The organism is Peribacillus sp. AS_2, assembly GCF_026891895.1.
Taxonomy (GTDB): domain Bacteria; phylum Bacillota; class Bacilli; order Bacillales; family DSM-1321; genus Peribacillus; species Peribacillus frigoritolerans.
The window spans coordinates 94,451-120,949 of sequence record NZ_JAPTGA010000005.1; the positions used below are offsets into that span (position 1 = coordinate 94,451).

General features: G+C 41.9%; 23 protein-coding genes. 19 read left to right on the forward strand and 4 right to left on the reverse strand.

Translation table 11 applies throughout. From position 1 onward, the window contains the following. Window positions 1-109: 109 nt before the first annotated feature. Both yppF and OTG27_RS10660 read right to left on the reverse strand, forming a co-directional pair. A complete protein-coding gene (gene yppF / locus OTG27_RS10655; protein WP_055348417.1) occupies window positions 110-292 on the reverse strand; it encodes a YppF family protein in 183 nt (60 codons plus the stop codon). A 253-nt stretch (window positions 293-545) separates the two neighbouring features. Beyond that, the gene (locus OTG27_RS10660; RefSeq protein WP_191930204.1) at window positions 546-1,841 is read right to left on the reverse strand and encodes an MFS transporter; all 1,296 of its coding nucleotides are present in this window, start codon (window positions 1,839-1,841) and stop codon (window positions 546-548) included. 1,143 nt (window positions 1,842-2,984) lie between these two features. On the opposite strand from OTG27_RS10660, the gene OTG27_RS10665 reads away from it, so the two are divergent. The 18 genes from OTG27_RS10665 to OTG27_RS10750 all read left to right on the forward strand — a co-directional run bounded on the left by OTG27_RS10665 (window position 2,985) and on the right by OTG27_RS10750 (window position 22,080). Continuing rightward, window positions 2,985-3,800: an IclR family transcriptional regulator gene (locus OTG27_RS10665; protein ID WP_268936875.1), complete on the forward strand. Its 816-nt coding sequence runs from the start codon at window positions 2,985-2,987 to the stop codon at window positions 3,798-3,800. A 273-nt stretch (window positions 3,801-4,073) separates the two neighbouring features. Beyond that, window positions 4,074-4,607 (forward strand): cupin domain-containing protein, encoded by a 534-nt coding sequence (locus OTG27_RS10670; protein WP_034312308.1) that lies wholly within the window; start codon window positions 4,074-4,076, stop codon window positions 4,605-4,607. 122 nt (window positions 4,608-4,729) lie between these two features. After that, the gene (locus tag OTG27_RS10675; RefSeq protein WP_262868810.1) at window positions 4,730-5,668 is read left to right on the forward strand and encodes a VOC family protein; all 939 of its coding nucleotides are present in this window, start codon (window positions 4,730-4,732) and stop codon (window positions 5,666-5,668) included. A 101-nt stretch (window positions 5,669-5,769) separates the two neighbouring features. Beyond that, window positions 5,770-6,561: an SDR family oxidoreductase gene (locus OTG27_RS10680; RefSeq protein WP_055348419.1), complete on the forward strand. Its 792-nt coding sequence runs from the start codon at window positions 5,770-5,772 to the stop codon at window positions 6,559-6,561. A gap of 30 nt (window positions 6,562-6,591) precedes the next feature. Next, window positions 6,592-8,280 (forward strand): thiamine pyrophosphate-binding protein, encoded by a 1,689-nt coding sequence (locus tag OTG27_RS10685; RefSeq protein ID WP_268936876.1) that lies wholly within the window; start codon window positions 6,592-6,594, stop codon window positions 8,278-8,280. A 12-nt stretch (window positions 8,281-8,292) separates the two neighbouring features. After that, entirely contained in the window at window positions 8,293-9,738 is a 1,446-nt protein-coding gene (locus tag OTG27_RS10690) for an aldehyde dehydrogenase family protein (RefSeq protein WP_034312301.1), read from the forward strand. A 16-nt stretch (window positions 9,739-9,754) separates the two neighbouring features. Further along, complete coding sequence (nadX, locus tag OTG27_RS10695; protein WP_268565427.1) at window positions 9,755-10,540, forward strand: aspartate dehydrogenase; 786 nt, start codon at window positions 9,755-9,757, stop codon at window positions 10,538-10,540. A gap of 38 nt (window positions 10,541-10,578) precedes the next feature. Beyond that, on the forward strand, window positions 10,579-11,880 hold the full coding sequence (locus OTG27_RS10700) for an aromatic ring-hydroxylating oxygenase subunit alpha (RefSeq protein WP_034312297.1): 1,302 nt from the start codon (window positions 10,579-10,581) through the stop codon (window positions 11,878-11,880). A 21-nt stretch (window positions 11,881-11,901) separates the two neighbouring features. Continuing rightward, the gene (locus OTG27_RS10705; protein ID WP_034312295.1) at window positions 11,902-12,411 is read left to right on the forward strand and encodes an aromatic-ring-hydroxylating dioxygenase subunit beta; all 510 of its coding nucleotides are present in this window, start codon (window positions 11,902-11,904) and stop codon (window positions 12,409-12,411) included. Window positions 12,412-12,445: 34 nt separating this feature from the next. Further along, entirely contained in the window at window positions 12,446-13,234 is a 789-nt protein-coding gene (locus OTG27_RS10710; protein ID WP_223255793.1) for an SDR family NAD(P)-dependent oxidoreductase, read from the forward strand. Between the two features lie 40 nt (window positions 13,235-13,274). After that, entirely contained in the window at window positions 13,275-14,234 is a 960-nt protein-coding gene (locus OTG27_RS10715) for a VOC family protein (RefSeq protein ID WP_268936877.1), read from the forward strand. 394 nt (window positions 14,235-14,628) lie between these two features. Then, window positions 14,629-15,078 (forward strand): SRPBCC family protein, encoded by a 450-nt coding sequence (locus OTG27_RS10720; RefSeq protein ID WP_176548642.1) that lies wholly within the window; start codon window positions 14,629-14,631, stop codon window positions 15,076-15,078. Window positions 15,079-15,130: 52 nt separating this feature from the next. After that, window positions 15,131-16,012, forward strand: coding sequence for an FAD binding domain-containing protein (locus OTG27_RS26580; protein ID WP_268937059.1), 882 nt, complete (start codon window positions 15,131-15,133; stop codon window positions 16,010-16,012). Continuing rightward, window positions 16,012-16,488 (forward strand): (2Fe-2S)-binding protein, encoded by a 477-nt coding sequence (locus OTG27_RS10730; protein ID WP_106026480.1) that lies wholly within the window; start codon window positions 16,012-16,014, stop codon window positions 16,486-16,488. Before OTG27_RS26580 ends, OTG27_RS10730 begins: the two co-directional genes overlap by 1 nt. Before the next feature lie 13 nt (window positions 16,489-16,501). After that, a complete protein-coding gene (locus OTG27_RS10735; protein WP_268936878.1) occupies window positions 16,502-18,880 on the forward strand; it encodes a xanthine dehydrogenase family protein molybdopterin-binding subunit in 2,379 nt (792 codons plus the stop codon). Between the two features lie 143 nt (window positions 18,881-19,023). Beyond that, the gene (locus tag OTG27_RS10740) at window positions 19,024-20,298 is read left to right on the forward strand and encodes an MFS transporter (RefSeq protein ID WP_268936879.1); all 1,275 of its coding nucleotides are present in this window, start codon (window positions 19,024-19,026) and stop codon (window positions 20,296-20,298) included. Between the two features lie 113 nt (window positions 20,299-20,411). Next, window positions 20,412-21,461, forward strand: coding sequence for an XdhC family protein (locus OTG27_RS10745; RefSeq protein WP_268936880.1), 1,050 nt, complete (start codon window positions 20,412-20,414; stop codon window positions 21,459-21,461). Next, window positions 21,454-22,080, forward strand: coding sequence for a nucleotidyltransferase family protein (locus OTG27_RS10750; RefSeq protein WP_268936881.1), 627 nt, complete (start codon window positions 21,454-21,456; stop codon window positions 22,078-22,080). Before OTG27_RS10745 ends, OTG27_RS10750 begins: the two co-directional genes overlap by 8 nt. A gap of 153 nt (window positions 22,081-22,233) precedes the next feature. On the opposite strand, the gene OTG27_RS10755 is transcribed toward OTG27_RS10750, so the two are convergent. After that, the gene (locus OTG27_RS10755; RefSeq protein WP_268936882.1) at window positions 22,234-22,947 is read right to left on the reverse strand and encodes a GntR family transcriptional regulator; all 714 of its coding nucleotides are present in this window, start codon (window positions 22,945-22,947) and stop codon (window positions 22,234-22,236) included. A gap of 500 nt (window positions 22,948-23,447) precedes the next feature. On the opposite strand from OTG27_RS10755, the gene cuyA reads away from it, so the two are divergent. Next, window positions 23,448-24,440 (forward strand): D-cysteate sulfo-lyase, encoded by a 993-nt coding sequence (gene cuyA, locus OTG27_RS10760; protein WP_268936883.1) that lies wholly within the window; start codon window positions 23,448-23,450, stop codon window positions 24,438-24,440. A gap of 397 nt (window positions 24,441-24,837) precedes the next feature. Here cuyA and OTG27_RS10765 read toward each other — a convergent pair whose 3' ends face one another. Then, window positions 24,838-26,469, reverse strand: a complete 1,632-nt coding sequence (locus OTG27_RS10765; protein WP_268936884.1) for an amidohydrolase — start codon at window positions 26,467-26,469, stop codon at window positions 24,838-24,840. Between the last annotated feature and the right edge of the window lie 30 nt (window positions 26,470-26,499).

Here is a 26,499-nt window from a genome sequence, read left to right on the forward strand (position 1 = left end):
GGGGGAGAAATGACCGGCTGTATTTTTATGGATTGGTCGTTGCGGAATAAAACAGTAACAAAATTCATCCACAATCGGAAGCAGTTAGTCTAGTGACAAGGGTGTAGCTTCATCCAGGAGACGTTTGTTTGGCTCCTCGAAGATATAAGTCCTGACAGAGACTTCTATATTGCAAGATTGACAGCTTCCCGTTTACATATTCATTCTGAATATAGTCCAATAAATCATTGGCATGGTTAGGTTTTTGACGTTTTTCCTGAATATAATGGAGAATTAAAACTTCTATATTCACACACTCACCTTACTTGACAAGTATTTTTTTCCATAAATAATATAACATGGGCATTCAAAAAAATATCATTTTTTGAATATTTTAACTATCGACATATTTATACAAATAAAGGAGTGATTCGGAGTAACCGGTGGGAAATTTTATCGGGAAATCCAAAAAAGAGCGATGTTATTTCGACTTACTTTTAAGTCGGCACAAGAAAAACCCCTGATAATTCAAGGGTTGGAGATATAAAACTGATTTTACAAGGACTTCATGCTTGTATCTTTTGTACATGTATAGGTGATAAGCGCAGTTCTGCGGATTCTCTCTTAATGGAGAATAAATAAGCTGCCAAACCCAAGAGGGCTGTAAAAATCAGCATGGCGATCGATGAACTGAAGTCCCCGCCAGACAAGTCACGAAGCCATCCCATGATATAGCTCGAAAAGCCGCCCATGATATTCGTGAATCCAATTAGACCTGCGGCTCGTCCTGCCGTTTCAGGTGTTGAGTATTTTACCATGAGCATATTGCTTAGGTGGAACACACCGCCTTGACATCCCATTGCCAGTCCCATACATAGTCCGGCCAAAATAGGGTTGGGGATGAAGACTGCTACAGTCAAAAAGACAGCCGTCAATGAAAATAGAATCGTGGCCATCAAACTTGGACGTCTGGTTTTGTCAGCCAGAAAACCGCATGCCAAGACAAATCCTAAAGCGAATAGCCAGGAAAGTGAAGTAATGCTCGACATTCCTTCCTTTTCAAACCCTTTTGCTTCAATGAGATATGTAGGAAGCCAAATGCTGATTCCGAAAAATAAGAAGGAGCATACGAGCATACCGAACCAAACGATCCAGAAACGATAATCTTGGGCGAAACTTTTCTTATTCTCTGAATGGGCGGCGGTTTCTTTTATTTCATCATCCGTTTGGCGAATGAATGCCAATTCATCTTTACTTATACGGGGGTGTTCTTCTGGTGTATTCCTCGTCATTAAGATGAACATCGGGATATTTATAAATAAGTTGAAAGCTGCAAGCATAAAGAAAGCTGCTTGCCAGTGAAGTAAAGATATCACAAGCACCAAAACAACGGCTCCCATTGCCGGTCCTAAATAGTTTCCGGTAAGCCAAGATGCCTGGGCCCTCCCCAGTTCGCGTTTATTAAACCAGTTAGAAATGAGCTTTCCGGAAACCGGAATCATCATCCCTTCACCAAAACCAAGAATGATCCTGCTAATTAAAAATATTTCATATGAATTTGCCAGTCCTGACATAATCATCGTGATTGTCCAAACGAATAAACCGGCGATGGCTGTTTTTCGGGCACCTAATTTATCAATGATGAAGCCCCAAAAAAGATTTGAAACTCCATAAGCAATGGTGAATACAAAAGATAGAAGACCGATCTTTGCATTTTTGTCAGCACCTGTAATACCGAGTGCATGCAAGAATTCTGGATCTGTTTGAATGATGGAAATGCCAACCTTATCAATTTGTCCGAAAAACCAAAAGAAAAAAATTGGTACGGCAATATACAACCATCTTTTTTGCCCATTTAACATAATACCATCTCCCTATCGCTTTTTAACATTCCTTAAAACGCTTACATTTGAGAATAAGTGTTTTAAAGTTATCCCTTTAAAAAGGTACTAGTTTGTTTTGATTTTTCCCGCCTTTCTTTAAAAATTTGATAGATAAAAGAAACAGATGTGTTTTGTAAGGAAAACAAAGTTTTACTTTCTTAACGATAAATTAAAATAATTTGATTGTCAATTTAATATTTTGACTATTTTATATTTTTAGATTATAAGCGCTTTCGGTTATAAATCGAACTTAGTTTCATCCTATTGAGTAGATGGGAGCTCTATCAACCAGGACTTTAAATGGAAGTAATACTAATTCTTTGTGTCCAAAAAACAAATTATTTACAAATTATTAAAAATTCTGACTTGTTGATATTGAATTTAAAATCAGGAAAATCTATAATTCATTTATATTGTTTTGTATATGAAATGCTTAATACGGAAAATTTCGCGATTTGACAGAAAATATCGATGTATGAAAATTCTTTATTTGTTTTTACTGCTGTAATTGGTTATATTTGGTCATATAACAACGAGCTTTTCTAATGAAACGTCAATTATGCTAGGCCTTCCAAATAGTTTTATATATGTTTATATGCTTTAATTGACACATAAACACTATTCTATTTATACATGAAGAGTTAAGGATTGTAAGGTAGTAATGGTTGCCAATTTGCGGTACTGATTCTTTAATAGGAATAGGGATAATGAATTGCGCTCGAAGACACCAGCTAGGTTAAAAGTTCCCGGCTTTTACTAGCTTTTCCGGAAGCGCTGAAAGCATTGAGTATATCTGATATGACTCATAGACCAGCTGTTGTTAGCATGAAAGAAAGTGAACGGAAACTTCTGAATTGATTACAATCCATCGAAATATGATTGGAAGAACTTGCAAAGTGAAGGCCGGTGCGCGCTACTGGCGCCAAAGTACCTTTCTAGTTAAGGAAGCAAAAGAAAATAGGCAACCATTGAAGTATGCATCATGAACATTCACCAAAAGAACGATCAGAAAAAAATGGATATATGTGTTGCAAGTTCTTCTTTCTAGGTATGAAGAAAGCTTTACTGAACGGGTTATAGTCAGGGAAAATGAGATTTATTCACAACGGGGGGAATACTTGAATGGCAAGCGAAGAAAAAGAGAAAGAGAAATATAGTGCTAATTCATTGGTTAGGGGCTTGGAAATCATTAAGCTCTTTAATGAAGTGCAGCCGAGCTTGTCTCTTTCAGAAATAGCAAAACAACTGGGAGTAAGCAGAACAGTACCATATCGTTTATTATTCACATTACAAAATATTGGTTACTTGTCTCAGGATGAACATACCAAACGTTATAGTTTAACTCCTAAAGTTCTTGAATTGGGGTTCAGCTATTTGAATAGCTTGAAATTCCAGGAAATTGTCCAACCTTATATGGAGACCTTGCGTGATGAAATCGGAGCCTCCTGCCATCTTTCCATTTTGGATGGACAGGAAGTTGTTTATGTTGGAAGTGCCCCGATCAGAGGTGTATCCGCTGTCAATGTGAACATAGGCTTGCGGCTGCCGGCACATGCTTTGGCCAATGGAAAATTACTTTTGGCATATCAACCGAAAGAATTGCTCATGCAAATGTTCAAAATATCGAACCTTACTCCTTATACAGACAAAACACTCACCGCGCCTGGTGAATTTCAAAAACAGCTGGATTTGATTCGGCAAAATGGTTATTCGATGACAAGCGGGGAATTCCACCCTGGCATCCGTTCGGTTGCCGCCCCGATTTTTGATAGGACTGGGAAAGTATTGGCTGCCTTGAATGTCGTAGCGACAGAGTCTGCTTATCAAGAGGATTTCATCGATAAAATTGCCTTGCCGAAACTGTTGGAAGTTTCTCGTCAGTTATCCGTTTATATGGGATACAGCGGGGTTAAGCCTTATCAACACGAAGATGTCTGAACGATTTAAAATCGATTAATAAGTGAATAGTCTCTTTCGAAAGTGTGGATCTCCCAATAGGGAAATCCACACTTTTTTTTGTTAAGAAAAGCAAATCGTTACAAGTTTATCCCATAGTGATGAACGTTCGGATTATAAAAATAGTTTTAAATATTCTAAAAACTCATTGACAATGAAGCGTTTTCATTTTAGACTTAATTCATAGACAAAACAATGTTTTGCTTATGAAACATAATTCGGTTTAGAAACAACAAATAAGGGAGGAATTTTAAAATGACAAAAGAAACTTTTTCAGTGAAGGATTTTGAAAAAAAATATGTTGCCCGATTGAAAGACCGTACTCTTGATTGGAATGTCTTGAAGTTCCAAGAAGAAATTGATCCCGCTTATAGACGCGCACAGATGAGATATATCGGACGTGGTGCCACTGCCAATAACGATACGAATGTAATTGCAGGTGAACATTTCACTTTAAGTACGATGGTGCTTCCTCCGGGATGTATCGGTCCTTTGCACCTTCATGACGATGTTGAAGAAGTGTTTTTCATTCTTGAGGGTGAAGTCACGGCATTAATTCAAGAGGACAGCTACAGTGAAGTGCATGAAATTAAATTAAGTGCGAGAGACTGCATAAGCAGCCCGCCAGGGGTTTATCGGGGAATTAGGAATGACGGGGATGTAGAGGCGCGCATGCTAGTGATGCTTGGGGCAGTGAAGCCTAACTTACCGACATATCCTGAAGGCAGTGAACTGGAAGAACTTCGTAAACAACGCTCTAAAGAAAGAGAAGCCATCATTAAAGATTGATCATTAAGCCGAAAGGGCACCTGCATTATGAAAATTAATGAGGCGCCCTTTTCGATTAGATTGTTAAATATGGCCAATGCGAATGATCAAAAGGGCAATCTAAATTATGGGAGGTTAAAAAAATGCTTGGGATTACTCATTTACGGCATATAAGCATGATTACTCCGAATTTCGACGATCAAGCAGAGTTTTATGAAAAGGTTTGGGGTCTGGATAGGGTGGATGTTCCGGAAGAGGAGAATACGGTTTATTTCCGGGGGGCTGGACCGGAACATCATATTCTTAGCCTTCACAGGGGAGAAAAACGAGGATTGCACCATATAGCTTTTGGCATGGTCGATAAAAATGCGGTAGACCGTGCAGCAGGGATATTACAATCGAAGGGCGTTCGAATTATTGAACCGCCTGGATATTTGGATGAAGCAGGTGCCGGTTATGGCCTGCGGTTTATTGATCCGGAAAACCGCGTGATCGAACTTTCGGCTTGGGTGGAAGTGCAAACATCTATTTGGAGCAAGAAAAATGTGGATCCAGTGAAATTGAATCATGTTGTAATGAACACGAAGAACTTAGATATGATTGTTGAGTTTTATACGGATGTTCTTGGTTTTAAAGTCACTGACTGGAGTGAGCATCAAATGTCATTCCTCCGGTGCAACAGAAAGCATCACTCCATCGCCTTCAATCAAGATGAGCATGCGTCAGTCAATCATATCGCATACGAAGTCGATTCCGTGGATGAATTGATGCGAGGAATAAGCAATGTCCGAAAAGCGGGCTTGTCAGAACTTTGGGGACCTGGACGTCATGGGCCGGGGGACAATATTTTCTGTTATTTTCAAGACCCAGGCGGTTTTGTAATGGAGTATACATGTTATCTGGAAACGATCGAAGATGAATCTGAGTGGAGAGCACGTGTATGGAAACGGGTTCCGCATTTAATGGATCAGTGGGGGATTGCAGGGCCGCCGAAACCTGAAGCGCGCAAAGCAATGGGAGGAGATCCCGATCCAGGCTGGGTTGATTCTCATATAGGTGGTTCTGTCATGGCGAAAAAATGAGGAGGAGTTTAATTTCCTCCCATGATTCTTTCGCGTAGTTAGCTTCTTGTTGATTAAAGGACAGCATTTGAGAAAAATGGCTTTGAAAAGGAGTGAAGAGAGTGGATTTAGGATTGCAAGGAAAAGTGGCTGTCATTATGGGCGGCACGTCGGGAGTGGGATTAAAAACAGCAGAAATGTTTTTAGCTGAAGGAGCGAAAGTGGCTATTTGCGGCAGAAGTGCTGAGCGTATGGAAAGTGCGCAAAGTCAATTGCTCTCATTTGGTGAAAAGGAAGATATTTTTGCATCAACATGTGACGTCACCTCAAAATCGGATGTGGATTCTTTCATTAATGGTACCGCTGAGAGGTTTGGGGGAATCGATATTTTGGTGAATGCAGCCGGTCAAAGCGTGATGGGTCACTTTTTTGACATAACGGATGAGCAGTGGGAAGAACAGATTCAGTTAAAGTTTTTTGCCATCATATATGCCGTTCGTGCTTCGCATCCTCATTTAGTGAAAAGGGGAGGAGGGCGGATCATTAATATTAATGCAACGCTTGCCAAGGAACCTGAACGTCATATGGTAGCGACTGCAGCAGCAAGGGCTGGCCTCCTTAATTTAAGCAAAACCTTGTCCCAGGAATTGGCCTTTGACAATATATTGGTGAATTCAGTGAGTCTTGGATTGATCCGGACCGATCAATGGGAGCGAAGAAGGTTGAAAAATGCGCCTGATATGGACCCTGAAGAGTATTACGGGGACCTAGCGAAAAAACGGAATATCCCTCTCGGCCGCGTAGGGGAAGCGGAAGAAGTGGCCAGTGTCATTGTTTTCCTTGCTTCAGACAAAGCAAGTTATGTAGCGGGTTCGACGATTGAGACGGCAGGAGCGATCGGAAAGGCAATATAAATATATTACTGAAAAAGGTAGGATAACGCGATGAAAATACAAGAAGAAATAGAGTTTACGACCGCCGATTCCATCGTAAAGGAGCTTGTTCAAGCAGGTGTGGAAGCTGCTTTCGGGATTGTCAGCATTCACAATATGCCCATCTATGATGCAATTCTTAGGGAAGGGAGCATCAAACTCATTTGTTCACGCGGTGAGAGCGGTGCCGTAAATATGGCTGATGGATATGCACGCGCCACCGGGAAATTGGGTGTAGTGATTACCAGTACTGGAACAGGGGCAGGAAATGCAGCTGGTTCACTAGTGGAAGCTTGGGCAGCAGGTGTTCCCCTTCTTCATCTAACAGGTGAGGTGGCTTCTTCTTATCTTGGTACAGGCAAAGGATACATACATGAGTGTAAAGACCAGCTTTCAATGATGAGCGGAGCTTGTAAAAATGCAGTGAGGCTTAGAAACCCTGACCAAACCGCAGCAGTAGTAAGGAAGGCAATCCAAGAAGCTTTAACTGCACCAACGGGTCCGGTTACATTGGAAATTCCAATTGACTATCAATCGGTGATCATAGAGGATCTTTCACTCGAAGGGCTACGAACTTCACCCTCTGAAACAAATTCAATGCCAATTATTCCTGAACTAGCCGTTCAAAAAATGGTAAGCGCAAGCCGACCTGTCATATGGGCCGGTGGTGGAGTCATCAGTGCCAATGCTTCGCAAGAGCTGCAAAAATTGGCGGAAATCCTTGGCGCAGCGGTAATAACCAGTCAGTCAGGAAAAGGTTCGATTCCAGAAAACCATGAACAATGCATCGGACATTTTGCGGCATATGAAACTACAAAAGAGTTTTTAAGAAATGCAGATTTATTGATTAGCGTAGGTGTAAGGTTTAGGGGGAATGAAACATCCAACTGGAAAGTGCCGGTGCCCCAAGAACATATAGCGATCGATGCGGATTGGCAGGCCATTAACCGGAACTATAAAGCCACGTTAGGTTTGGTTGGCGATGCAAAAGATATGCTTGCTGCCATCATTCAAAAGCTTGAAGAACGTTCAGTTCATGCAGAGCCATCTTATTTACAAGAAGTTCTTTCACTTAGAAATGAAGTGCGCGCTCAACTCAGGGAAACGCTTGGACCGTATGAGCAATTTGTAGATGGCATGAGGGAGGTATTACCAGAGGATACCATTCTAGTTCGTGATGTGACCGTACAGGCAAATGTTTGGGGTAGCCGTTTATTTGAAATCTATGAACCGAGAACATCGATTCATGCATCTGGCGGCGGAATTGGTCAAGGTCTTCCAACAGCAATCGGTGCCCAAATGGGATGTCAAGATAAAACCGTCGTTCTTATGGCTGGAGATGGTGGGTTTATGGTGAACGTCGGGGAAATGGTTACGGCAGCCGAAGAAAACTTACCAGTTATCATCGTATTGTTCGATGACTCAGGCTATGGAGTTCTTCGCAATATTCAAACAGCCGCATATGGTCGGCAGGTAGCTGTGGACTTATTGAGCCCTGATTTTGTGAAACTGGCTGAGTCCATGCATTTTGATGCAGTGCGTATTGGTTCTGGAGATGAGTTCATATCCGAACTGAAAAAAGCTAAGGAAAGACGTAAACCTTCAATGATCGTCGTTGATATGGAAGCTGTGGGGCCAATGGCCAAACCATTTGGCGGACCACCGGGAGCTGCGGAAGCATTCAAGCCCAAAAAACTATAAGGAGGATTGAGAATGATTTCGACATACCCATTTGTTTCAGGAAAATATTTAGTTAATGGAGAATGGATAGAATTACCGGAAAAAGTCGATGTTGTAAATCCGGCAAATACATCGGAAGTAGTTGGCCAGGTGGCAAAATGCTCTGAAGAAATCGTGAATGGCGCTATTGAAGCGGCAGAAAATGCTTTTGAAACGTGGTCTCGCTCTGATATCGGGGAACGGGCAAACAGGATGAACACTGCGGCAGAAGAACTATCAAAAGTTATCGAGGAAAATGTTACAGTGTTTGTACGTGAGAATGGCAAAACACTTGTTGAAGCTAAAAAGGATTTACTGCGCTGTGTTGAAGTTATGAAGGGCTGTGCAGCAGAGTTACTTGATTGGTGGAAGCCTGAAGTGCTTCCAGGAAAACAAAAAGTCCAAATCCGAAGAAGGGCAAGAGGTGTCACGGCAATAATCACACCGTGGAATTCTCCTATGATATTAACATTTAAAAGGGTCATACCTGCTGTTTTGGCAGGCAATGCCGTTGTCGTTAAACCTGCAACGAATTGTCCCTTAACGATCATGACCTGTTTAAAAGTAGTTGCTGAACATTTTCCTCCAGGAGTCATCAATATAGTCTCGGGATCAGGAAAAGCAATCGGCGACACACTATGTTCCGATTCACGCGTAAGGACATTGGCGTTTGTCGGAAGTACGGAAACCGGGAAAGATATCATGCAGAAATCAGCTGGAAATCTGCAAAAAGTATATATGGAACTTGGCGGCAATGATCCTGCCATCATCTTGGAAGATGCCAATATGGACGAAGCGGCTATCAAACGTTTGAGAATGGGGATTTTACGAGCAGCGGGTCAGGTTTGTTCTGCTGTAAAAAGAGTGTACGTCCAAGAATCACGATATGATGAAGTTGTGGAGAAGCTGACCAAAGAGTTCAGCCGGATGGTGATCGGTGATGGAATTCAGCCTGATGTAACCATGGGTCCATTGAATAATAAAGCACAATATGACTTTGTGAATGGCTTGATCGAACGTACCGCTAAGTCAGGAGGAAATATAATCACAACCGGCATTCAGCTGAATCCGGAAACTTGGGATAAAGGTTATTATATGCTTCCTTCCATTATTACTGGCGTCGATCAGCAGAGCGAATTGGTTCGAGTGGAACAATTCGGACCGATCATTCCAATTTTACCTTTCAATGATATCGATGAAGCTGTAAAATTAGCGAATGATAGTGAGTTTGCGCTGCGTGCATCTGTTTGGACCGAGAATGAAGATATCGCTGTCGAAATGGCAGATCGCCTTGAAGCTGGTGCGGTATTCCATAATAATCATACCGTTTTCAGCGACTTGGCCCTGGACTTCCCTGGCTTAAAAGAAAGCGGTGTTTCGCGGGAAACAAGACATTGCGGGTTGGAATTCTTTGCGGACTCATACGGGTTTGCTGATTGAGGAAGGATGAAACTACATGAAGTTAGGTTTAATCGGGTGCGGTAATATCGGAAAATTTCTGCTTAAGGCCATTAATAACGACGGGCTTCTTCCAGGTGGAAGAATCGTTGCGATTTATGCCCGCCGTGAAGAAGTTGCGGCACAATTAGCTGAAGAATTCAGGACACAGCCATATTATGATGTCGACGAACTCCTTAAATCCGATGTAGATTTAGTCATAGAGGCTGCAACGATAGAAGCAGCTGAAGAGTATGCATTGAAAGTGCTTAAAAGCGGGAAGGATCTCTTGCTAAGCAGCATTGGCGTGATGGCGAATTCCGCCTTTGAAGAACAATCAAACCAGATTTGTAAATTGAATAACGTGAATATTCTCCTTCCGTCTGGTGCGATTGGAGGTCTAGATGTACTTAAATCGGCAAAAGCGGTGAATGGCCTTGAATCTGTTTGCATCACCACAAGAAAACCGCCAAACGCATTGCCGGCAGGGTCTTCAGTGACAGAAGAAACGGTATTATTTGAAGGAACTGCTGCTGAAGCGATCAAGCTGTTTCCGAGAAACATTAATGTTGCGATTGTGCTGTCTATGGCTGGTCTTGGATCAGAAAAGACGAAAGTAAAAATCATTGCCGATCCAAAAGTGTTAAAAAACAATCACTTGATAGAAGCGTCAGGTTCGTTCGGGAAACTGAAACTGGAAGTGGAAAATGATCCGATGCCAAATAACCCGAAAACGAGTTATCTAGCGGCATTAAGCGTTTTGGCGACTCTGCAAAACAAGGAAAAAAGCGTTCAGATTGGGTAATGCATAATGATGTAAAGCTTGGAAGGGAGAGAAAAAGTATGCTTAAAACTGAAAAATCCTTAGAAGAAATGTCGAAACAGCAAGTTGTTGACTATTTGAACGAAACGGTTAAACCAGAGGAAGGCGTTATACCTGCATACCTCCTTGGAGACCCAAAGGTTTATGATATAGAACATGAAAAAGTGTTTTTGAAAACATGGGTTTTTATCGGTCATGATTCTGAAGTACCGAACAAAGGAGACTTCATGACCCGTGAACTTGCTGGCTACTCGCTCATCATTACTCGTGATGCTGAAGGTGAAATCAGGGCGTTTTATAATATGTGCACCCATCGCGGAATGAAACTATGCCGTGCAGATAAAGGGAACAAGTCATTATTTACGTGCCCCTACCATGGGTTCAATTTTAAAAACACTGGTGAACTCGTAGGAGTGCCATTACAAAAGGACATATATGGGGGCAACCTTGACCGCTCGGAAATGGGCCTTCACAAAGTAAAGCTTGAATCCTATAAAGGTCTTTTATTTGGAACTTGGAATGAAGATGCAGAACCGCTTGAAGAGTTCCTTGGCGACATTAAATGGTATTTGGATATCCTTGTAGGACGTGCAGAAATGGAAGTAATCGGAGTTCCGCAAAGATTCGTTGTTAATTCCAACTGGAAAGTTGGTTCCGATAACTTTGTTGGTGATTCCTATCACACGATGGTCACACACGGATCCATTGCCAAACTGGGCATGGTGCCCAATGCTACCTATTCAAAGCGCGGTTTCCAAATCCATACGGATAACGGACATGGACTAAACTTAGGGACTCCTAATCCTGACTTCGCTTTCCCGGAAGAATTGAAAGATGAATTTAAAACTAATTTGTCAGAAGAACAATATGGAGTGTTATCAAACTTAAAGAATATGATTGGGAATGTCTTCCCTAACCTATCATTTTTAATATCCCATACAAAAATCAAAGACCAATTCATCTCCAACACTTCAATAAGGATGTGGCGGCCAATCGGTCACAATAAAATGGAAGTGATTGCTTGGATGCTCGTGGAAAAGAACGCCTCCCAAGATTGGAAAGATAGATCAAGAGATTCATTTATCTTGACCTTTAGTCCATCCGGTATTTTCGAACAGGATGATACGGAAGTTTTTACTGATATCACTGAAGCAGCCCAAGGCCCAATGCCTTTCCTAAAGAATCTAACCTACAATTATACAATGGGTCTTCATCGTGAACCAGTTGATTTTATAGGTCCTGGTGTTGCTTACGATGATAAATTCACTGAAGCGAGCCAAAGGAATTTTTACAAGTACTGGCTTGAATTGATGACGAAATGATAAGCGGGAGGGGTAAGTGAAATGAATGTGGAGAAAATGTTGCTCAAATGTCAATTTGAACAGTGGCTGTATGATGAAGCTCAATTACTGGATGATATTGAATTTGATGATTGGTTCGATTTAATGCATTCGAGCTTACGTTATCAAATGCCTGTACGTGTTAATAAAGAAGGGGTGGAACGCCCGGATTATTCAACGGACATGTTTACATTTAATGATGATATTGAGCTGCTTAAACTGCGTGTGGATCGTTTGAAAACGGATTATGCTTGGGCGGAAATACCGCCATCAAGAACAAGGCGTTTTGTCTCAAATGTACGTGTTAAAGACTATGTTGAAGGTGAAAAGGCAGTCGTCAAGAGCTACCTGCTCATCTATCGTAGCCGCAGCACGGATATTCAACATGATCTGATTTCGGGGGAACGAAATGATGAATTCATTTTCGAAGAAGGTAAATGGAAACTTTCCAAAAGAATATTCATTGTTGATCAATCAACGATAAATACCAGAAATCTTGCTATCTTCGTATAATGTTGACTTGGTTAAAAAGAGGAGGCTGGTTACAATGGCAATGGCGTTAAAGGATAAAGTAGTGCTGATTACCGGTGGCAATTCAGGTATCGGGGAGGCTGTCACTAGACGTTTTATACAAGAAGGGGCAAAAGTCAGCATCATCGGCCGCTCGATAGAAACGCTAAAGAAAATGAAAGCGGAATTTGGTGAAGAGATTCTCATTAACCAAGGCGATGTAAGCAAATATGAAGACAATGAGAGGGCTGTCCAGGCCACTGTCGAGCAATTTGGAAAGCTGGATGTTTTCGTTGCCAATGCAGGAGTCTTTGATGGATTTGCTAAATTTGCCGACGTAACTCCCGATGCACTTTCCGATGCATATGATTTTCTGATCGATATTAACGTTAAAGGATCCTTCTTCGGTGCTAAAGCCGCTCTTGAAGAACTGCAAAAATCGAATGGAAATATTATTTTCACCGTATCCGGTGCCAGTTTTTATCCGGATGGCGGCGGGGTGTGGTACACAGCAAGCAAGCATGCCCAAATAGGGCTGATGCGCCAACTTGCCTTTGAACTCGCTCCTAACATAAGGGTGAATGCTGTAGCGCCTGGTGGCACTCTAACCGCATTATCGGTCATTCCTCCCCTACGTCCATTCGTTAAAATGGTGGATAATGAAACGAAGGCAAATAGCATAAAAAAAAGAAACCCTCTTCAGCTTGCACAGCTGCCCGAAGATCATGTAGCTGCATATGTCCTATTGGCATCAGACGCAGCGCGTGCTATTACCGGTGAAGTCATCTCCAGTGATGGAGGATTGTCCGTTCGCGGACTGGGTTGAGTTCATAATAAAATAAACTAGGGGAAGTAGGTTTATTAGTATGGCTGAATCACTATTGGGCAATAGGAATATTAATCAACTCGCATTTGTTGTAAAAGATATTGAAGCAGCTAATCTAGCTTTCACAAGACTGCTGGGCATTAAGAAGGCAGAACCCTTTCTAACTGGTGACAGTTCTGTTTCGAAAATCACTTTTAGAGGTATACCAACGGAATCGCAATCCAAACTGGCTTTCCTGAATACACCGACCGTCCAATTTGAACTAATAGAACCCGATAAAAATCCAGGAACGATGCGTGAGTTCCTGGATGAAGTAGGTGAAGGGATCCACCATATAGCTTTTGATGTGGACTCTATCCAAAAGAGGCTGCCAATCATGGAGAAAAATGGTTACCCAGCTTTGCAAACGGGTGAATTCACTTCAAGTGACGGCCGATATGTATATGTGGATACACTAGATGATCACAAAACGTTTGTTGAACTACTTGAAAGTGCGGAGCCAAGAGTAACGGCATGGGAAAGACCGGAAGATGACAGCATTCAGCCGCTACTAGGGACTAACAAAGTGGAACAGCTTGCGTTTGTTGTCAAAGACCTTGATGCGGCTGCAGATGCATATAGTAAGTTGTTGGGTGTTGAAAAACCTCCCATCATCCATTCTGGTTCATCCGATATTACAAACGTGATTTACAAAGGGAAGCCCACTGAAGGCAAATCAAAATATATGTTCATCAATACTCCGTTAATTCAAATTGAATTGATCGAGCCGGGCGATTCACCCAGTACGTGGAAAGATCATCTAGAAACATATGGTGAGGGTGTTCACCATATCTCTTTTGTCGTTAAAGACATGGGGGCTAAAATGAAGATGCTGGAAGAAAGGGGCTATCCGGTCATACAGACAGGAAACTTTTTTAACGGAAAAGGCCGGTATGCCTATATGGATACAAAAGCGACCTTTAAAGTGATTATTGAATTGCTGGAACGTTACGATGAGTAAACAAGTAACCATTGATAATCAAAAGGTGTATGGATGATTGTCCGGGCATTTGGAACTTACATAATTAGGAATAAGAACCCCCGGGGTCATTCAATCGAAAAACCTAGCCATTTTCCCACCTAATCAGCTGAATAACTACCTAGAAGAAAAAGCATACAAGGCAATGGTCGGGAAGGGGACTTCAACCAAAGCCTTGTACGGTTCGATAAAAGTGAATAATTTAACATCATACGAAAAAAACATTGACAAATAATTCAGAATATTAATATTATTAAAAGTAGTCATCGGCCTGATATTTTTTTAAACTAAGGTGTATACATGTATGCAGGTAATGTCTTTTTTTCCAAAGGAGCAAAAGGGTATAAAAAATTTGTACAATCGGGGGCGAGGGGAATTGGAGATATCAGGAAAGATTAACTTTGATTATAGTGCAGAAGTGATTTGGGAAGCCATGCATAATCCTGATTTACTCAAGAATGCCATTCCAGGATGTCAAAATCTTTCATTAGTTGCAGCTGGCGAGTATGACGTTGAACTTAAACTTGGTGTTGCGGCTGTTAAAGGTGACTACACGGGAAAGGTGAAATTGAAGGATTTGGAAGTGCCCCATCGGTATATTTTAAATGCGGAAGGCAGCGGGAAGCCAGGTTTTGTTTCTGCTGAAATGGACTGTAGAATCATTCCTGTTGGTGATGGTTGTCAATTGATTTGGGAATGCAACGCAGATATAGGTGGAATGATTGCTGGTGTAGGAAGCAGGGTCATTGGTGGCATTGCAAAATTCATGGCAGGTAAATTCTTTAAAGATATGGAGAAGCAGTTGAAAACTCGCCAAAGAATTTAATGCCGGTCTTTCTTACCCATGTAAAAGGTGAATCACGAATGGAGGGGTTCCTATCAAACCAGCTAAGTTTAATTACCTTCGGCCTTCGAGCTTGGAAGAAGCGGTCCACTATTTATCAGAATACGGTGATGATGCGAAAGTATTATCCGGAGGACAAAGTTTGATCCCATTATTGAATATGAGGCTTTCAACGCCAAAATACATTATTGATATTGGGAGGGTTGGAGGGTTGAGTTATATACATGCAGATGGTGAATCACTGGTCATCGGTGCTTTGACGAAACACAGGGAAATAGAAAAATCCGAGTTGGTTAAGGAAAAGTGTCCATTGCTTTCAGAGGCGATCCGTTGGGTAGGCCATGAACAAATTCGAAATCGTGGAACTGTTGGCGGCAGCATCGCCCATGGTGATCCATCTGCTGAGCTGCCATGCGTGCTAACTGCTTTAAGAGGAGAAATAGTTCTTGCCGATGTAAATGGCGAAGAAATAGTAAGCCCTGAAGAGTTCTTCCTAACCTATATGCTAACATCCTTACAGCCGGATCAATTGGTTAAAGAAATTCGGTTCCCGATAATAAAGCCGGCTAGTGGATCGGCATTTGTTGAAGTGGCTAGAAGGCATGGGGATTTTGGACTGGTTGAGGTGGCTGCAGTAGTGGATTTAAGTGAAGAAGGAAGTTTTTCTGATGTTAAGTTAGCCATTGGCGGCGTTAATTCCATTCCTACAGCTTTAGAGGATGTGGAGAGACTTTTATTTGGAAAGGAACCGACTGAAGAACTTTTTAAGGAGGCGAGCGATTTAACAATGGAGCTGGTAGAACCTGAATCAGATCTCCATGGTACATCTGAATATAGAAGGGAACTATCTGGTACGATGGTCATCCGGGCTTTGAAGAAAGCGACCATTCGTGCACAAGGGGGCAGGGTGATGTGATGGATGGAGTTAAGATAAATCTAAAAGTAAACGGACAAGATATATCCAGGGAAGTAGACGCTAGATTGCTATTATCGGATTTCATCAGGGAGAACCTGTTACTAACTGGAACGCATATTGGATGTGAACATGGTGTTTGCGGAGCTTGTACAATCCATGTTAACGGTGATCCGGTCCGCTCATGTTTAATGCTTGCAGTTCAAGCGGATGGATGTGAAGTCAAGACTGTTGAGTCACTTATCCAGGAGAATGGGGACCTTAATCACCTACAGCAAGCATTTTCGGATAATCATGCCTTGCAATGCGGATTTTGTACACCAGGATTTTTAATGACGGTTTCAAGTTTTCTGGAAGAAAATTCAAACCCTTGTGAAGAGGAAATAAGAAAATGCATTTCAGGAAATTTATGTCGATGCACCGGTTACTCCAATATTATTAAAGCTGTGAAGCAGGCTGCCCAAACTGTGTCCAATTAAGGGGGGAACAGGCATGACAAAATACGTTGGTCAAAGTGTTAAGCGGAAGGAAGATTATCGTTTGGTTACAGGTACAGGGCAATTCGTGGGAGATATCCGAGCGGCAAATATGGTTGAAGCAGTCTTTGTCCGCAGCACACATGCACATGCTGAAATCAAGGGGTTTGATATCTCCGAAGCTCAGGCATTGGAAGGGGTGCATGCCATTCTCACCGGAATGGATATAGATGGGATAATAAAGCCTCTTGTCCAATTTGAATCACATTGTGCTTTGCCTGCCAATCTGGAGGAAGCGATCAATCCCACTATCCATTATTGTTATGAAGATGTCCTGGCCAAGGATAAGGTGATGTATGTAGGGCAGCCCATTGCCGTCGTCGTTGCAGATAACAGGTATGTGGCCGAAGATGCAGCCGATTTGATAAAAGTGGATTATAGGACGTTTCCAGTGGTTGTCGACCCATTCAAGTCAATGGAAAAAGATGCCCCATTGATTCAAGAGCATTTACAGAATAACGTCCAGGCAGATTTCCATGTCACGACTGGAAATACTGGACAAGCGCTTAAAGATGCAGATCATATTCTGAAAGCAAGAATCCAAACGCCTAGAGTTTCTTCCAACCCGCTCGAAACGAGGGGAGTCGTTTCCATCTATGAAAATCGTACAGATCAATTGCATGTTTATTCTTCCACTCAACTTCCTTTTGAAATTAGAACTTATATTGCTAGATCATTGGATTTGGCTGAACAGCAAATCAGGGTGACTGCACCTGACGTAGGTGGTGGTTTCGGACCAAAAGGCGGTGTTCACCCTGAAGAAATCTTGGTCCCATATCTATCCAAGCTATTGAAAAGACCTGTCAAGTGGATTGAAGACCGCCTGGAACATTTGACAAGTGCCCGCCATTCACGGGATCAAATCCATGATGTTGAGGTTGCTTATAATCTGGATGGAACTATTTTGGGAATAAAAGATCATTTCATCATAGATAGCGGCGCTGTCAATTATTTCGGATTAACCTGTGCCTACAATAGTGCCTACCATCTAAGGGGAGCATATAAGATTCCAAACTATGATGTTACCTGCCAGATTGTGTTAACGAATAAAACACCGAATGTTCCATTTCGGGGAGCAGGGAGACCAGAGGTCGTTTTCGTAATGGATCGAATAATCGATATGATCGCTAGAAGGTTGAAAAAAGATCCGGTGGACGTAATGCGAAAGAACATGATTCAAGCGGAGGATATGCCCTATGATCAAGGGATTTTGGTTAAGGATGGAGCAAAACTGATATATGATAGCGGGGACTATCCCGCTGCACTGGAACAAGGTTTGAAAATGGTAGATTACGAAGGATTTAGAGAGCGGCAAAATGAGTTGAAGAAGCAAGGAAAGCTGGTCGGTGTCGGCATTTCCACTTATGTAGAAGGCACCGGTGCAGGTCCGTTCGAAAGTGCCCATGTCTCAGTTGATGGTTCCGGTCAAGTTGTGGCATACCTTGGAGCATCCCCGCAGGGGCAGGGTCACGAAACGGTATTTTCCCAAATCTGTGCGGATGAATTAATGCTTTGCCCAGATGAGATTACCATAAGGGTAGGGGATACAGCGAACTTGGCCTTTGGTGCCGGAACGTACGCAAGCCGGAGTGCAGTAAATGCTGGATCTGCCATTCAAATAGCTTCAGCGAAATTAAGGGAAAAAATATTGGCGGTCGCAGCTGCCATGCTTGAAGTTGAAGCCGCTGACTTACAAATGGAAAATGGTAAAGTCTTTGTTAGGACCGAACCTGAAAAATGTATGACCTATCAGGAAATTGCTTTAGCGGCACGTCCGGGAAACAGATGCAAGGTGCCTGTTGGAATGGAACCAGGACTGCAAGTCACACATTACTTCGTTCCGCCCACTGTTACTTTTTCATCGTCCGTCCACATTGCCATCGTGGAAGTGGATAAGGAGACGGGTTTTGCCGAGTTGAAGGGTTATAGTGTGGTTCATGACGCAGGAAAGGTCATCAATCCAATGATAGTTGATGGTCAAGTGCAGGGTGGCATAGCCCAGGGGATTGGTGCAGCTCTATATGAAGAAGTCGTTTACGATGAGAAAGGCCAACTTTTGACCGGCTCTTATATGGATTATTTATTGCCTACTGCCATGGAGATTCCGACTGTTGAAAAGTCCCACCAGGAATACCTCTCTACCAGAAATCCTCTTGGTATCAAGGGAGTGGGTGAAGGCGGAGCCATTTCCCCGCCAGCAGCCATTGCGAATGCTGTCGTCGATGCGCTCGCACCATTAGATATCACGATTAATCAATTGCCCATTAGCCCAAGTAAACTCAGAAATTGGATTAAGGAAGCGGAAACGAAAAAGCACAAAATCGAAATAAGTTAAAAAGTTCATTTAGCGGTTTAGAATTCATTGTTGTTGGATAATGCCCTATGCCATGACAGAAGAACAGACGAGCATGAAAATGGAAGTGTAAATAGGGGATTACACTAGTTATGGACATTTCATGATAATAGGGGCTGATTTTTTTGAATAATTTAAATCCACAACTACATGATTCATCAGGCAAAATGACGAATGCCCGTTGGCTCTTCACGGCTTTTCCTTTGCTTGTTCTTTTTACTGTTTCCATGATGGATAAGGCAAACATTAATATTTTGCTAGCCAACAAGCCTTTTCTGACTGACTTGGGCATTGATGGTAACTTAGTGAAAGGAACACTCAGCAGCATATTTTTGGTGACTTATGCTTTTGGTCAATTGGCTTGGGGCTTCATCATCGATAAGATAGGTGCACTGCGCAGCGGTTTCATCGGGATTGCTTTGTGGGCTTTTGCGATGGTTTTAGGTGGAATGGCCGATTCCATCGGAGGGATTTTATGGTCCAGGGCCATATTGGGAATCGGTGAAGGAGTTCTGTATCCAATGGCATTGAAATTAACTTCAAGCTGGTTCCCGCAGAATGAACAAGCAAAGGCACAGACAACTTGGTATAACGGAAATGCGATAGGACCAGTTCTGGGGCTTCCGTTAATAGCAATAATAGCCTCCGCTTATGGCTGGAGGGAAAGCTACTTTATTCTTGCGGCATTATCTGTCGTATGTTTGATTTTATTTGTAATCATGACAAGGGATAATCCGGCGAAGCATTACGGGGTTAATTCAATGGAATTGAATTATATTCAAAGTAATAAAAAAGCGGGGAAAACTACAACCGCAAGTAAAGGCAACGTTAAAGCGGTCCTTGCGAGTCCGATGTTCTGGACTTTAACGATTGTATATTCTTGCATTTCCATTGCCTATTATGGGATTTCCACATTTTTACCAAGTTATTTGACTGAAGAAAAAGGGATAGCTTTTGTAAATTCCGCTGTTATAAATGCAGGTGGATTCGCATTAGCCATTGTTGTACAAATGGTGGCTGGGTTTCTCTCCGATCGATTCATGAAGAGGGCGATCTTTGTAGGCGGTGCATGCGGGCTTATCATCGTTTTCATGCTCTTCTCACTCTTCACTACTAACAGCACAGTTGCGGCCGTCTTGAGCATTTTATTGATAGGTCTTCTGTTCATGCCAGCTGCCCTGACCATGACCATGCTTCACCGTGTCGCTTCACCTGAGGTTATGGGGAGCATCAGTGGGGTTTTCGGCTGTGTATCGTATTTAATTGCAGCTCTTGGGCCCATGGTTGTCGGTTTATTCAGTCAAATGAGCGGTTCATATAATGGCGGGTTCATTGCCCTTTTATGTTTTGTTGCCCTCTCCCTTTTCTTAAGTGTTTTCTTAGTAAGAAAAGGATATTAGTGCTCTGATTTAAATCGTTGATAAGGAATGATGGGGGAGAGACAAATAGGGCATTTTCTATTTGTCTCCCTTTTTCTTCTTCCATATTGTGAATACCAGAAGGGGGTTAAGGAGTGTCAAGGTTACAAGAATTAAAAGACGTATTGGAAAATATAAGATCCGCATGGGAGCGGCACGAAAAAGCAGCCATGGTCATGCAGATAGGTGTAAAGGGTTCAGCATACAGACTTCCAGGTGCAAAAATGATGATGGCAACGGACGGTCATATGTTTGGTACGATAAGTGGCGGATGTTTGGAAAGTGATTTATATGGCTGGGCGGAAAAGGCTATGGAGACTAACACTTGCGTTACACACCAATATGACTTGAGCGAGAATGAAATTTGGGGGTTGGGAATAGGATGCAAAGGTAAATTGGATATATCTATCCTACCTATTGAGCCAGATGACGAATTCTGGATGATGACAAATCAAATTATCCAGAAAGGTCAGAAATTCACCATGATATTGGATGTATCCTCCGGTAAAGGTCTAATCGTGGATAAACATGGTAACCTCATTGGAAATCATGGAAGTGTGCCATCTGAAGTCGTTGAAAAAGCAAGGATGATAATGGATACACAAACTCGAGCGGAATTGATGAACCTGAAGGGAAAACGATATCTAATTGATGCTATAAAACCAAGCGAGCACCTGATTATTGCCGGGGCTGGAAGGGATGCTGTTCCAGTTGCCGAATTGGCAGCCAAAGCTGGATTTTCCGTGACGGTATTGGATTCACGTAAGGATTTCAATAATGATCGTTTGTTTCCATCGGCTCGTAATTTACAAAAATCCCCAGATGAAATTGACCCTTCTGAATATACTGAATCATGGTGGGTAGTCATGAATCATATCCAGTCCTTGGATGAGAAGACCTTACAAGTGGCTTTGAAAAGTGACCCAAGATATATTGGGGTGCTTGGCCCAATCTCCCGTACAACGGAAATGCTTGATACAATCGGAGAAGACTTCAACAGCGGTCCGATCCACTCACCAATTGGTTTGGATATCGGTGCTGAAACGATGGAAGAAGTTGCACTAAGTATTGTATCGGAATTGATGTCGGTTAGAAATGGAAGAATTCCTGCACCCTTGCATGGAAAAGTGAAAATTCATGCCTAAAATAGGCGTGATCATACTTGCGGCAGGCATGTCGATTCGAATGGGAGAACCTAAACTGTTAATTCCTTTGGCGGGTAAACCTCTATTTCGGCATGTCATTGATTCTATCCTTGGCAGTTCCATGCAGCCCATCCATTTGGTTGCCGGTGAATATATAGAAGAAATCCGGCAACAAAGTGAAGATTATCCAGAATTGAAGATTATTCATAATCCGAATTATACAGATGGAATGTCCACCTCTCTAAAACTTGGAGTTCAATCATCCATAAAAGAACATGTGGATGCAGTCATGATCTTCCTTGCGGATCAGCCCCTTACTTCCCTTGAGGTCATCCGAGCTTTAATAGAAAAATATATAGAGTGTAAAGACGAAGGAGTACGAATCGTCCGACCGAAATATAAAGGAAAGGAAGGACATCCGATATTAGTGGATGCCTCGATACTCAATGAATTTCATTCAATAAAAGGTGATCAAGGGGGTAAAAGCATCATTGAAAAATATGATGCGGTTACTAAGACCGTTTCTTTTGACAATTCAATGTGGGGGTTTGACATTGACACTCCTGAAGACATCCATAAAGTGAAACTTCATTTGGATTCAATGCAAACATTGAAATGAAATGAGTAATCCTGGTCTGAATATCGAGCGGAACGGCAAAAAAAAGAGAGAAGGCCGAAAAACCCCGAATTGTTCGAAATGCTGCCTGAAGAATAAAAGGGTTCCTACGATTGCGGACTGAATACTCGCAATCAGGCTCCCTTTTATTTGATTTTATTGTGATACACGTTTTATGTAATCAAGATAATAATCATAGTTTTTTTGGATATGGATCGTATTGACCTTTATTGCTTTTTCAACATCTTTGTCACGAATGGCCTGGATTAACTGTAAGTGCTCGTTGTTTCGTTCTACATACCAAGATTTATCAACCATTTTAACATCCTCATTACGGGCCGATAAAAAGGAAATTCGAAAAGAAAGCCATAATGAATCTGTAGTCTTTTGGAGAAAGGTATTCCTAGAGTAGGAATATAATAAGCGGTGAAATTCAATGTTTGCACGACTTGCCGCTATTCGGTCATTATTATTTATTGCTTGTTGCAGTTTATCCGTTGCCCATTCCAGTTTTTTTAATTCCTCTTCCGTAATACCTTCACAAGCTTTTTGTATAGAATGGTTTTCGAGCATTTTCCTAATTTCCAATTCTTGATGCAAAAGTTCAATATCCACATTGGAAATGACCATCCCTATGCCAGGTTTCACCTGAAGCAAATTTTCCTGTTCCAATTTCCTCAATGCTTCGCGAACCGGTGTACGGCTACAATTGAATTGCTGGGCGATATCATCTTCCGTTAAACGGTCTCCGGGCAAAAATATTCCTTCAATGATCGCATTTTTAATAACAAAAAATATTGCTTCCCTTAAGGGCTTAGAAGAATAATGTTCTATTTGTTCTGTAATATATTGATAGTGATTGGTTTCCATGGTGCTCCTTTCTAAAATCCAATTATATACAAGTATATTTATTTTATCTTAAAAAACGATTGAAGTCATTCTCTGCTTCAGACTTTTGATTGTTTATACATTTTCAATGAGCTTTTAGTTCATAAAAACGTTGGTTATATGAACTATGAAACAATTATAACCATAGACGCTTACTATGCAATCGGACCTTATTGGCAAGATAAAAAATTCCAGGTAGCCCTTAAACATGCTGTAACTGGGAAACTGCCTGATACTTTTTGGGAAAAAAGGTGGTCATAGAATAAGCGGAAGCACTAATAGTAGGTTTTGATATCATTTTGCCCTGACGAATGATGTATATGAAAATTCTTTTTACAGATAACCATGCTAGAAGGGAGATTCATGTTGCTCGATTACATAAAGATGCTATGATTGAAATCGAAGCTTATTTTAAACGAAAGAGAATATCAGATTGATATTTTTTTCTTTAATATACATAGAGGAAGCAGGAGGAGTTATTAATGAACTTAGCACAATTTCCCAGGAAACGATATACACCGACGTATACACCAGTTGAGAGACTGGATCATTTTTCTGAAGTTCTTGGGGGCCCATCCATTTACGTTAAACGAGATGATATGCTTGGTCTGACGGCAGGCGGAAATAAAACAAGGAAACTGGAATTCCTTGTTGCCGATGCATTGGACAAAGGCGCGGATACATTGATTACATGTGGAGGCATTCAATCAAATCATTGCCGCTTGACACTAGCTGCTGCGGTTAAAGAGAAAATGAAATGCATCCTTGTGTTGGAAGAGGGCCTTTTAAATTCTGAACCGGATTTTAACGGTAACTATTTTCTCTACCATTTATTAGGCGCTGAACAAATCAAAGTAGTGCCTAATGGAGCTGACTTAATGCAAGAAATGCAAAAAGTGGCTAAAGAGGTGACAGAGAAAGGACATCAACCTTACATCATCCCGGTTGGGGGATCCAATGTCATTGGTGCGACGGGATACGTTGCATGTGCTCAGGAGATCTTGGCCCAGTCCTTTGAGCAAGGAATTGATTTGAAAGCAGTTATTTGTGTAAGCGGCAGTGGAGGAATGCATGCTGGTTTGGTGGCAGGATTTCATGGAAATCACAGTGGAGTATCGGTAATTGGAATAAACGTAAGCAGAGGGAAAGCTGAACAAGAAGAGAAAGTTTTTCAGCTTGTTAAGGAAACTTTAACACATATCGGCATTCCGAATTCAATTCCTCGTGAGGCTGTTACGTGTTTTGATGAGTATGTCGGCCCGGGTTATGCTTTGCCTACACCTGAAATGGTGGAAGCAGTCAAGCTGATGGCAAGAACGGAAGGGATACTGCTGGATCCGGTATATACGGGGAAAGCGGCAGCGGGACTCATCGATTTAATACAAAAAGACACCTTTAAGCCGGAGGATAACATTCTATTTGTTCACTCTGGCGGTGCTTCATCGCTATACGCCAATACGTCTCTCTTTAATTGAGATTTTAAGAACCAACTGGTTCGCAGGCACCAGTTGCTTGGTCCAAAGTAATCATTTCAAGTTGATCTCGTTGAATAGAAAGATGTTCCGAAAGCATCCTCATCACCTCAAGTTTTTAATAGACCTTTTATAAAAACAAGGCTCTTTTCGTAAAGATTGATGTTTTTAAAACGAAACTATTTAAAGTTGAATGAAGCGGAAGTGCGAGACTCCTGCGGGAGCAGCGGGACAGGGGAGACCCCACAGGCGAAAGCCGAGGGTGGACCGCTCGTGGAAAGCGAGTGACCTACGTTCCAATCAACGTCCAAATTGTGCAAGCCATAAAAAAGGACAAACTCGATTTTGAGTTTGTCTACAGTCTGAGAGGATTCTACAGTTGTAGAATCCTCCTTTAATGTTACTTTTCGATTAAAGACGTCGTATGATCAAAAACAACTTTACCATCCACGATCGTTAGAAGTGCCTTTGTATTGGGGATTTCTTCTACTGGTATTTCAAAGAGATTTCGTTCTAATACTACGATATCAGCAAGTTTTCCTACTTCTAATGTTCCCAATTCTTTTTCCCTAAAGGAACCATAAGCTGATCCGGCTGTATAAGCTTTCAATGCTTCGGCAAGGGTGATGCGCTCATTTGGATTCCATACCGTTTTTCCGCTGCTGTCGATTCTCGTTACTGCCCGATAGATTTGCAGAAGCGGATCAAGGGTATCGATTGGGAAGTCCGTTCCGAATGCCAATTTCGCTCCGGCTTCTTGCAGTGTATTAATCGAGAAAACATACTTTTCTCGTTCTGTACCAATCCGCTCGGTATAAACACCTCTTTCAGACATCGCAAAGTGATCCGGCTGCATTGAAGCGGTCACGCCTAGCTCTTTGAAACGATGAATATCATCAGGGTGGATCACTTCAATGTGTTCAACAGAATGACGCGAATCTCGTTTACCGTTTGTCTTTTGCGCTTCCTCATAGGCATCTAAAGCAAGGCGAATCGCTCCGTCGCCTATTGCATGAAAACGAATGCTGAAGCCTTCTTTATCAGCATCAACGACCCATTTTTTGATTGTTTCAGGAGGGAACGATGATTCACCTCGTGTATTCGGTTGATCAGCATAAGGTTCAAGTAAATAAGCGGTACGGGCTGTAATGACGCCATCGATAAATTGTTTAAGTCCTGACACACGAAGTTTGTCCGATTGATACGTATCTCGTAATTTATTGACACGTTCAAGATTGCCATTTAAAGCTGGCCATAAATGAATACGGGCAGTTAAATCTCCATTGTCTTCAAATTCTTTGAAAACATCATAATCATTAAGCATTTCCAATGCTTCTATTGCGAATAAGTCGTGGACGGATGTTACTCCTAAACCAGCCGCATGAGTGAGGAAATTCGTGAAAAGTTCTCTCTTTTGTTCTTTTGTAAAATCATAGGCATGGAGTATAACCGCGTCCATTGCTTTTTCGTATAAAAGACCATTAGGTTCCCCATTTTCGTCTTTTCCAATCATTCCATACGAAGGGTTTTCCGTATGACGGGTAATATTAGCGATTTCAAGTGCCTTTGAATTTACCCATGCGTAATGACCTTCGGCGTGAAACATAAGCACCGGACGGTCGGGGAGAATGCGGTCCAATGAAGACCGATTCGGTAATTGCTGCGTATCCCAATATCCTGCATCCCATGAAGCGCCGATTATCCAAGGATCTTGCGGGCGTGATCCGGCAAATTCACGAATCATTTCCAACGCTTCTTCTTCTGAACGGGCTGGGAATAAATTGGCACCATTCATCGAAACAGCCCCATCCATCATGTGAAGATGGAAATCATGAAAACCCGGTAGAATTAATTGGTCATCAAATTGATGGATTTTGGTATTCTCGCCTGAATAAGGTTTAACCTCCTCTTCAGAACCAACCGCAATGATTTTATTGTCCTTAATCGCAATTGAGGCGGGCTCCGGTTGATCAGAAAGTCCTGTAAATACAGCATTACTTGAAATAATTACATCAGCTGGTTGTTGATTCATTATCTATCATTCCTTTCAATTCTATAGAAT